Below are 8,893 nucleotides of genomic sequence, written 5' to 3'. Positions count from 1 at the left end.
GACCGCTCACCCACGCGCGTCGATCATGAGGTGGACGGGGATGCCGTCCACCTCATGATCACGGCTGACGGGTGTCGGGGACGGGGAACCCGAGGAGCTTCTGCAGGGGCGTGGTGTGCGGCGACCGTGGTCGAGGCTCGCCGTCCAGCCACGTGACCTCGACGAGGCCGCGCACCGACGAGGTGAACCACAGGCCGCCGGCGTCGCGCAGCTCCGCCGGGGTGACCATCCGTTCGGCGGCGTCGAGGCCCAGTTCGCCAGCGTGGGCGAGCAGCCAGGCGGCCGTGGTGCCGGGCAGGATGCCGGTGGTGGCCGCGGGCACCGTGCAGAGCGTGTCCCCGGCCAGCCACACGAGGTTGGAGCTGGGCCCCTCCAGCGCGTACCCGTCGGAGGAGACCCAGAGCACGTCGTCCACGCCGGCCCGCTGGGCCCAGCGTCGGGCGGCCGTGCTCACGCCGTACGACGTCGACTTGATCCCGGCGGGCAGCCAGTCCAGCTCGACGCGGGACGCCGCCGGCACCCCGAGCGGCAGGGTGGCCGCGGTGATTCCGGTCGCCCTGGCCCTGCGCGAGGTCGCGGCGACCTCGGCGAGGGTGGCGTACACGGTGGGGGGCCCGCCGCCCTCCGGTCCCCGGGTGCAGACCAGCCGCAGCGCGCCCTCGACCTCGGCGGGCCACCCGGCCCGGACGGAGTCGAGCAGCCCGACCAGCACCGCCTGCGGCGGCAGGGCCAGCTCGACGGCGGCCGCGGCGCGCGCCAGCCGGGCGAGGTGGTCGTCCCGCAGCCACGGCTGCCCGTCGCGCAGGTGCATGGTCTCGAACAACCCGTCGCCGCGCAGCACACCCAGGTCGTCGCCGCGCAGCACCGGCTCCCCGGGCGCGACGGCGCCGCGGCCGAGCACGGCGATCCTCGATGCCACCATGACCGCCGAGCGTAGCGGCGCAGAAGGTGAACCGGGACCGGCGGAACGGCGAACTATGATCGGATGGTGTCCGAATCCTCCCTCGCGGAAATGCTCCGCTCCCGTGGGCTGCGGCTGACGGCGCAGCGGCAGCTCGTCCTGCAGGCGGTGCTGGATCTCGGCCACGCCACACCGGAGCAGGTGCACACCGCGGTGCGCGAGGTGGCCGCCGGTGTGAACATCACCACGATCTACCGCACGCTGGAGCTGCTGGAGCGGCTCGGCCTGGTGACGCACACCCACCTGTCGCACGGTTCGCCGACCTACCACGCGGCGGGCGAGCACCAGCACGTCCACCTGGTCTGCCGGCAGTGCGGCGCGATCGACGAGATCGATCCGGAGCTGCTCCGGCCGCTCGCCGACGAGCTGGCCGCCCAGCGGGGATTCCACGTCGACATCGGCCACGTGTCACTCTTCGGCGTCTGCGGCAGTTGCGAGAACGGGGACCAGGAATGATCGACATCGCGGGCGCAGTGTCCGTCGAGAGCATCGACGAGGCCAGCCGCGACCAGCCGGAGCCGGCGCACGTCGCCGCCGGGGTGCGCGGGGTCGCGGCGCACTACGGCGACCCGATGCGCGAGCAGCGTGTCCTCGACACCGCCGTCGGCCTGGTCGACCGGTCGCACCGGGGCGTCGTGGCGGTGCCCGGCGAGGAACGGGCCGGCTGGCTGCACACGCTCACCTCGCAGCACCTCGCCGACCTAGCCGCCGGCGAGGGCACGGAACTGCTCGTGCTCTCGCCGCACGGGCACATCGAGCAGCACGCCCTGGTCGCCGAGGACGGCGTGACGACGTGGCTGGACACCGAGCCCGGCGCCACCACCGGGCTGCTGGCGTACCTCGAGAAGATGCGCTTCTTCAGCAAGGTCGAGCCGCGCGACGCGACGGCCGACCACGCCCTGCTCTCCCTCGTCGGGCCGGAGGCGCCCGACGCGCTCGGGACGCTCGGCGTGACCGGGCTGGCCACGCCCGACGCGGTCGCGGTGCCGGGCCCGAAGTTCCGGCACGGCGAGCTGCCGGCGCGACCGACCGTGCGGTACGAGGTCAAGCCCCTGCCCGGCGGCGGCTGGGCGCGCCGTGTGCCGCTCGGGGTGGACCTGCTGGTGCCCCGGGAGACGATGGACCAGGTCGTCGCGGAGCTGCGCGGCGCCGGGGTGCCGGTCGCGGGGCTGTGGGCGTACGAGGCGATCCGGGTGGCGGCCCGCCGGCCCCGGGTGGGGGTCGACACCGACCACCGGACCATCCCGGCCGAGGTGGGTCTCATCGGCCCCGCGGTGCACCTGGACAAGGGCTGCTACCGGGGCCAGGAGACGGTGGCCCGCGTCCACAACCTGGGCCGGCCGCCGCGCCGCCTCGTCCTGCTGCACCTGGACGGCGTGACCACCGACCAACCGCCGGTCGCGGGCACGCCGGTCACCCTCGACGGCCGGGCCGTCGGGTTCGTGGGCACGGCCGTGCACCACCACGAGCTGGGCCAGATCGCCCTCGCGGTGGTCAAGCGCAACGTTCCCGAGGACGCCCGCCTCATGATCGACGACACGGCCGCCGCCATCGACCCGGAGTGACCGGTCGGGCAGCACCCCTCTCGGTGATCAAGAGGTTTGCGTCGGAATCCGCCCCGGAAACGACGCAAACCTCTTGATCAACAGTCGGCGCGGCGGGGCGCGGGGGGCTCGCGCGCGATCGACCCCGCCAGGGTCGGCGTCTAGGATCCGGGCATGACGACAGGGACGTTGATCACGGTTGCCCCCACCGGTGCCGAGTCGGCCAAGGCGGAGGTCCCGGCGCTGCCGGTGACCCTCGACGAGCTGCTGCTCACCGCGAAGGAGTGCGAGGCGCTCGGCGCCGCCGTCATCCACGTCCACATCCGTGACGACGAAGCGCGGCCGACCCTCGACCAGGGCCGGCTGCGGGAGACCGTGGCCGCGCTGCGGGAGAGCACCGACCTGATCGTCCAGCTCTCCTCGGGCGGGGCCGTCACCGACCCGGAGGCCGACCGGCTCGCCGTGCTCGACGCCGCGCCGGACATGGCCTCCTGCACGATGGGCACCGTCAACTTCGGCGACGACGTCTTCCTCAACCGCTGGGAGTTCATCGTCGACCTGCACACGCGCATGCAGGAGCGCGGCGTCGTGCCGGAGTACGAGATCTTCGACCTCGGCCACCTGACCGCGCTCCAGCGCCTCCTCGGCAGGTACGGGCTGCCGCACGGCGGGCACGTGCACGTCGACTTCGTGATGGGCGTGCCGGGCGGCATGCCGGGCACCACCGAGACGCTGGTCGCGGCCCGGCAGATGCTGCGGGACCTGCCGGAGGGCACCACCTTCTCGGCCACCGGCATCGGCCGCAGCACGATCCCGGTCCTGCTCGCGTCGCTCTCGACGGGTGGGCACCTGCGGGTCGGCATGGAGGACACGGTGACCTACGCCAAGGGCCGGCCGGTGGAGTCCAACATGCAGCTCGTGGCCCGCGCGGTCGGCTTCGCGCAGCTCGCCCAGCGCCCGCCGCTGACCACCGCCGCGGCTCGCGAGTTGCTCGGCCTGTAAGGGCGGCCTCGTCCGCCACTCCTGTCACTGATTTCTGTACCACCTGGTCACCCGGCCGCCGGTCGTCCCCACACCGTCGGTACCGTCCACACCGTGGCTAAGACGTACGAGGGCGGCGCGCCGCTCGCCGAGGTGGTCCGGTCCGAGTTCGTGGAGGGTGTGCACCGAGGGTCGGCGGTGGTGCTGGACGCCTCGGGCGCGCCGGTCGCCGCGGCCGGTGACGTCACGTCGGCGATCTTCCCGCGGTCGGCCAGCAAGCCGATGCAGGCGATCGGGATGCTCCGCTCCGGCCTGTCGTTGACCGATCCGGCCGACCTGGCGCTGGTGTCGGCGAGCCACGCGGGTGAGGACTTCCACCTGGCCCGGGTCGGTGAGCTGCTCGCCCGTGCCGGGCTCGACGAGTCGGCGCTGCACTGCCCGCCGGACCTGCCGGTGGGGGAGGCGGCCCGGGCCGCGGTGCTGCGCGCCGGGGGCGGGCCGACCCGGATCCAGATGAACTGCTCCGGCAAGCACAGCGGCATGGTGCTCACCTGCCGGGCCGCCGGGTGGCCGATCGACGGCTACTGGCGGCCGGAACACCCGTTGCAGCAGCGGCTGCGCGAGGCGATCGAGGAGTTCACCGGCGAGGAGGTGGCCGCCGTCGGCGTCGACGGGTGCGGCGCCCCGGTGCTCGCGGTCTCGCTCACCGGGCTGGCCGGGGCGTTCCTCCGGCTGGTCTCGGCGGAGGTCGGCTCCCCGGCGCGGACGGTGGCCGACGCCATGCGGGCCTACCCGGAGCTCGTCGGCGGCACCCAGGCCGACGACACCCGGCTCATGCGCGGCATCCCCGGCCTGCTCGCGAAGGTCGGCGCGGAGGGCGTGATCGCCGCGGCGCTGCCCGGTGTGGGCGCGGTCGCCCTGAAGATCGACGACGGGGCTGCCCGCGCCCGCATGCCCGTGCTGGTCTCCGCGCTGCGCCGGCTCAACGTGGACGCGCCGGTCCTCACCGAGTACGCCGAGGTGCCGCTCTTCGGCGGGGGTCTCCCGGTCGGCGGGGTCCGGCCGGTCTGGTGACCCCCGGTCTCAGGGCAGGAACCCGAGCAACGCCGCGTTGACCGGCTCCGGGCGCTCGAGCGGCGCCAGGTGTCCGGCGGCGGGGACGTCCGGCATGCGTACGCCCTGAGGCACCTCGTCCGCGATGCGGTCGGCGAGGCGCCGGATGTCCGCGAGGTCGTCCGCGCCGGCGCCGACGAGCACGGGCATACGCAGCTCGCCGAGCCGGTCGACGGCGGGCGGGTCGACTTCGCCGACCTCGACGGCGCTGAGCGCCTGCTCGGCGGCGAGCGCACGCCGGTCCATCTCCTCGGCGAAGCGGATCAGCTCCGGGTCGACGTCCTCCGGGCGCCGGGTGGGGCCCACCACCCAGAACCGCACCTCGCCGGCGGCGGTGGCCGCGAAGTCCTCCGGGTCCAGCTCGCCCACCAGCTCGTCCCAGAGCTGCTCGGTCTCCTCGGACCACTCGTACCCGGAGACGGGAGCGCCGAAGAGCGCCAGGGCGGAGATCCGGTCGGGGTGGGCCAGCGCGGTGTCCACGGCGACGCGGCCGCCGAACGAGCACCCGACGAGCGCGGCACGGGCCAGGCCGAGGGCGTCGAGCACGCCGACCACGTCGTCGTGGTGGGCGAACGGCGCCGGCGGCAGCTCCGACTCGCCGTAGCCGCGTAGGTCGAGGGCGATCACCCGGTGCCGTGCGGCGAGTGCCGGGACCTGTTCGCGCCACATCCGTCGGTCCGCGATGCCGGCGTGCAGCAGCACGACCGGGCTGCCCTCGCCGGCCTCGTCGTACGCCAGCATCGTGCCGTTGACTTCGATCTTGCTCATCGAAGGACCGTACGCAGGGGACGGGCGGGCACGCAAGGCCGTGAGTGAGACGTCGCTAACTCCCGCTAGCGTTCTGCTTGCAAGAGCTAGCACTCCGGGCTACCGTCGGATCCATGGCCACCGGTAAAGAGCTTCCCGACATCGGCGGGTTCATTCGCGACCTGCGCCGGAACGCGAAGATCTCGCTGCGCCAGCTCGCCGAGCAGGCGGGGGTCAGCAACCCGTACCTCAGCCAGATCGAGCGTGGCCTGCGCAAGCCGAGCGCTGAGGTGCTCCAGCAGTTGGCCAGCGCGCTGCGGGTCTCCACCCCGGCCATGTACCTGCGGGCCGGGCTGCTCGACGACAAGGAGGGCCAGGGCGTCCTCGCGGCCATCGCGGTCGACCCCGACCTCACCATGGCGCAGAAGCAGTCCCTGAGCCAGATCTACGAGACGTTCCGCCGCGAGAACGCGCGGCTCACCGAGGCGACGGCCGCGGCGAACGCGGCGCAGGACACCGCCACGGCGGCCGCGGGCGAGGGCGCTACGGCGACCGCGACCGGCCGGCCCGCCACCCCGACCGAATCGGCGGGGCTCGTCAACCCGGCCGCCACCGGACCCACCACTTCGGACGGAACGCCCACCGAGGCGGTCCTCGAGTCTGTGGCCGTCACCGAGGCCGGCCCGGCGCCCGCCCCGCCCAGCAGCACGACCCCCGAGAAGACGGCCGCCGGCACGGCGGCCCCGAAGGCCGCGGAGTCGGCCGAGGAGGAAACGTCATGACCGAGCCGAAGACCAACCGCATTCCGGCCCCGATCTACGCCGCCGCCGGCGCCGGCGAGCTTGCTCTCCAGCAGTTGCGCAAGCTTCCCGCCGTGGTGAGCGGCCTCGGCACCCGGGTCGTCGCCGACCTCGGCGGCAAGGCCGTGGTGACCGGCTTCGAGCTGCGCGAGAAGGCCAACGAGACGCTGCGCGCCGCCAACCAGACCGCCGGCGCGCTGCGGGAGAAGGCCGCCGCGGGCGACCTCGACCTGAAGACGCTGCGCGAGATGGCCGACCTGGACCGGCTGCGCGCGGCGGCGGACCTGAACCGGGTGCGCGAGGTGGCCGACCTGGACAAGCTGCGCGCGGCGGCCACCCGCAACGCCGCCGTCGTGGTGGCGGGCGCGCAGGCCGCCCAGGAGCGGGCGCTGGCCGCGTACGGCGCGCTTGTCGCCCGCGGCGAGCGCGTCGTCGGCGCCGGCGTGCTGGAGGCCGCCGAGACCGTGAACGCCGACATGGAGGCGACGGGCGCGGAGACCGTGCCGGTCCGGGCCGCGACGCCGGCCGAGGCGACCGCCACGACCGAGGTGCCGACCCCGGCCGAGGTGGCCGAGATCGCCGAGGCCAAGCCGGCGGCCGTGCGCAAGGCCCGCGCTCCCCGGGCCACGAAGGCCGCCAAGGCGGCCGTGCCGGCCGACACCCCGTCGGCGAAGCTCCCCCGGGCCACCAAGCGGACCCGCCCGGCCGCCGAGTAATCCCCTACGCCGGCGACCCCGGAGGCGTCCTTGTCGGACGTATCCGGGGTCGCCGACATAAGCTTGCCGTCATGGCCTACGCCGCGCCGATCTTCGCCTTCGAAGTCCGCTACGTGATCGAGCTCGTCCTGCTCGTCTTCGCGCTGATCATTCAAGGGGTCGCGCTGGTGCACGCCATCACCCAGCGGTCCGACGCCTTCAACGCCATCGGCACCCTCCCCAAGGGCGGCTGGATCGCGATCCTGGCCGTCTGCCTGGTGCTCACCCTGCTGGGCTTCGGCCCGATCAGCCTCTTCGGACTGATCGGCATCGCGGCCGCGCTCATCTACCTCCTGGACGTGCGCGTCGGGCTCCGTGACCTCAGCGACGGCCGAGGGTTCTGGTGAGAGGTTTCCGCTGGCCGCCCCCGCCCGACGGCGGGCCTCGCACCTGGGGGCCCGGGCCCGGGGGCCCGCGGACCGGCCGGCCGGCGTTGCCCGAGCCAGAGACGGACCTGATCGCCACGCCGCACGGCGTGCGGCTGGAACGCCTGGTCACCGGCGCCGGTGACCCGGTCACCGTGTTCGCCCACGGCCTGGGCAACGGCATCGCCACCACCCGGCCGTTCGGCAGCGGGGTCGCCGGCCGCAAGGTCTTCTTCCAGTTCCGCGGGCACGGCCGCTCGGACGCGCCACCCGGGCCGTGGAGCTACTCCGACCTGGCCCGCGACCTGCGGGCGATCGCCGACCTGGGCGGCGCCACCCGCGCCTTCGGCGCGAGCCTTGGCGCTGGCGCGCTCTGCGCGCTGCTGGCCGAGAGCCCGGACCGCTTCGCGCGCCTCGTGTTCTTCCTGCCGGCGGTGCTCGACCGGCCGCGCGGCGAGGTGGCCCGGCAGCGGCTGACCGCGCTGCTGGACGCGGTGGAGAGCGGTGACGCGTCGGCCGTCGCGGAGGTGGTGAGCGTCGAGCTGCCCGCCGCCGTCCGCAACACCCCGGCCGGCTGGGCGTACCTGCGGCAACGCCTCGACCAGCTGCTGCGCGACGGGCTCGCCCCGGGGCTCGCGAGTCTGCCGGAGCAGGTCGCGTTGCCGGCCGCCACCGCGCTGGGCGCGGTCACCGCGCCCGCGCTGGTGATCGGATGTGCCGGCGACGACCTCCACCCGGTCGAGGTGGCCGAGCAGCTCGCGGCCGCGCTGCCGGCGGCCACCCTGCACGTGTACGACCGGCCGGGTGTGCTGTGGACCGAACGCGCCGACCTGCGGGAGCGGATCTCCGGGTTCCTCAACGAGTAACGTGCCCTGACATGGGTGTCACACATCACGGCCGCACGCACCGGCTCGATCTCGCCGACCCGACCCTGCGGGAGTGGCAGTGCACGGTGCTGCACGCCGACCCGGAGCAGGGCATCGTGCTCGACCGCTCGGCCTTCTATCCGGGCGGTGGCGGGCAGCCGCCGGACCACGGCGTGCTGCTCTGGCAGGGCGTCCAGACGCGGATCGTGGGCACGCGCAAGGGTGACGACCTCTGGCTGATCCCCGCCGAGGGCGACCCACTGCCTCCGGCCGGCACCACGGTGACGGGCGCAATCGAGGACGAGCGGCGTACGCGGCTGATGCGGACGCACTCCGGCCTGCACGTGCTCTGCGGTGTGGTGTTCCGCGACTTCGGCGCGCTGGTCACCGGCGGCAACATGGAGCCCGGTGAGGCCCGCATGGACTTCAATCTCCCCGAGGTCCCCACGGACTTCAAGGCCCGGATCGAGGAGCTGGTCAACGCCGAGGTGACCGCCGACCGGTCGGTCGCGGTCCGGGTGCTGCCCCGCGCCGAGGCGCTCGCGCTGCCGGACATCATCCGTACCCAGTCCAACCTCATCCCGCCGGACGAGCAGGAGGTGCGGATCGTGGACATCGTCGGGTTGGACGTGCAGGCCGACGGCGGGACCCACGTGGCCTCCACGGCCCAGATCGGCAAGGTACAGGTGCTCAAGGTGGAGAGCAAGGGCCGCGCCAACCGGCGGGTCCGCATCCGGCTCGCGGACTGACTCAGAGTTACA

Annotated in this window: 11 protein-coding genes; 9 read left to right on the top strand and 2 right to left on the bottom strand. The window is 74.2% G+C overall.

Annotation, left to right across the window (positions count from 1 at the left end; translation table 11 throughout):
• Positions 1–58: 58 nt before the first annotated feature.
• Positions 59–922 (bottom strand): aminotransferase class IV, encoded by an 864-nt coding sequence (locus ACSNOA_RS30110; protein ID WP_436663138.1) that lies wholly within the window; start codon positions 920–922, stop codon positions 59–61.
• 63 nt (positions 923–985) lie between these two features.
• On the opposite strand from ACSNOA_RS30110, the gene ACSNOA_RS30105 reads away from it, so the two are divergent.
• The 4 genes from ACSNOA_RS30105 (at position 986) to ACSNOA_RS30090 (ending at position 4,560) form a co-directional block, all read left to right on the top strand.
• Complete coding sequence (locus ACSNOA_RS30105) at positions 986–1,417, top strand: Fur family transcriptional regulator (protein WP_436663137.1); 432 nt, start codon at positions 986–988, stop codon at positions 1,415–1,417.
• Positions 1,414–2,526, top strand: coding sequence for a CAF17-like 4Fe-4S cluster assembly/insertion protein YgfZ (gene ygfZ / locus ACSNOA_RS30100; RefSeq protein ID WP_436663136.1), 1,113 nt, complete (start codon positions 1,414–1,416; stop codon positions 2,524–2,526). The genes ACSNOA_RS30105 and ygfZ overlap by 4 nt, the downstream gene beginning before the upstream one ends.
• A gap of 153 nt (positions 2,527–2,679) precedes the next feature.
• On the top strand, positions 2,680–3,507 hold the full coding sequence (locus ACSNOA_RS30095) for a 3-keto-5-aminohexanoate cleavage protein (protein ID WP_436663135.1): 828 nt from the start codon (positions 2,680–2,682) through the stop codon (positions 3,505–3,507).
• Between the two features lie 93 nt (positions 3,508–3,600).
• Positions 3,601–4,560, top strand: coding sequence for an asparaginase (locus tag ACSNOA_RS30090; protein ID WP_436663134.1), 960 nt, complete (start codon positions 3,601–3,603; stop codon positions 4,558–4,560).
• Positions 4,561–4,569: 9 nt separating this feature from the next.
• Here the strand turns inward: ACSNOA_RS30090 and ACSNOA_RS30085 are convergent, their stop codons facing one another.
• Positions 4,570–5,367, bottom strand: a complete 798-nt coding sequence (locus tag ACSNOA_RS30085) for an alpha/beta fold hydrolase (RefSeq protein WP_436663133.1) — start codon at positions 5,365–5,367, stop codon at positions 4,570–4,572.
• A 113-nt stretch (positions 5,368–5,480) separates the two neighbouring features.
• Between ACSNOA_RS30085 and ACSNOA_RS30080 the strand changes: the two genes are divergently transcribed.
• The 5 genes from ACSNOA_RS30080 (at position 5,481) to ACSNOA_RS30060 (ending at position 8,881) form a co-directional block, all read left to right on the top strand.
• Positions 5,481–6,128, top strand: a complete 648-nt coding sequence (locus ACSNOA_RS30080; RefSeq protein WP_436663132.1) for a helix-turn-helix domain-containing protein — start codon at positions 5,481–5,483, stop codon at positions 6,126–6,128.
• A complete protein-coding gene (locus ACSNOA_RS30075; RefSeq protein ID WP_436663131.1) occupies positions 6,125–6,862 on the top strand; it encodes a hypothetical protein in 738 nt (245 codons plus the stop codon). The genes ACSNOA_RS30080 and ACSNOA_RS30075 overlap by 4 nt, the downstream gene beginning before the upstream one ends.
• Positions 6,863–6,933: 71 nt before the next feature.
• Positions 6,934–7,248, top strand: a complete 315-nt coding sequence (locus ACSNOA_RS30070) for a DUF2516 family protein (protein ID WP_436663130.1) — start codon at positions 6,934–6,936, stop codon at positions 7,246–7,248.
• Positions 7,245–8,132, top strand: a complete 888-nt coding sequence (locus ACSNOA_RS30065) for an alpha/beta fold hydrolase (RefSeq protein WP_436663129.1) — start codon at positions 7,245–7,247, stop codon at positions 8,130–8,132. The genes ACSNOA_RS30070 and ACSNOA_RS30065 overlap by 4 nt, the downstream gene beginning before the upstream one ends.
• An 11-nt stretch (positions 8,133–8,143) precedes the next feature.
• Positions 8,144–8,881, top strand: coding sequence for an alanyl-tRNA editing protein (locus ACSNOA_RS30060; RefSeq protein ID WP_436663128.1), 738 nt, complete (start codon positions 8,144–8,146; stop codon positions 8,879–8,881).
• The last annotated feature ends 12 nt before the right edge of the window (positions 8,882–8,893 follow it).

It is taken from the genome of Micromonospora sp. URMC 103 (genome assembly GCF_051386435.1).
In the GTDB taxonomy this organism is placed as follows: domain Bacteria; phylum Actinomycetota; class Actinomycetes; order Mycobacteriales; family Micromonosporaceae; genus Micromonospora.
This window is presented reverse-complemented; position numbering and strand designations above follow the sequence as displayed.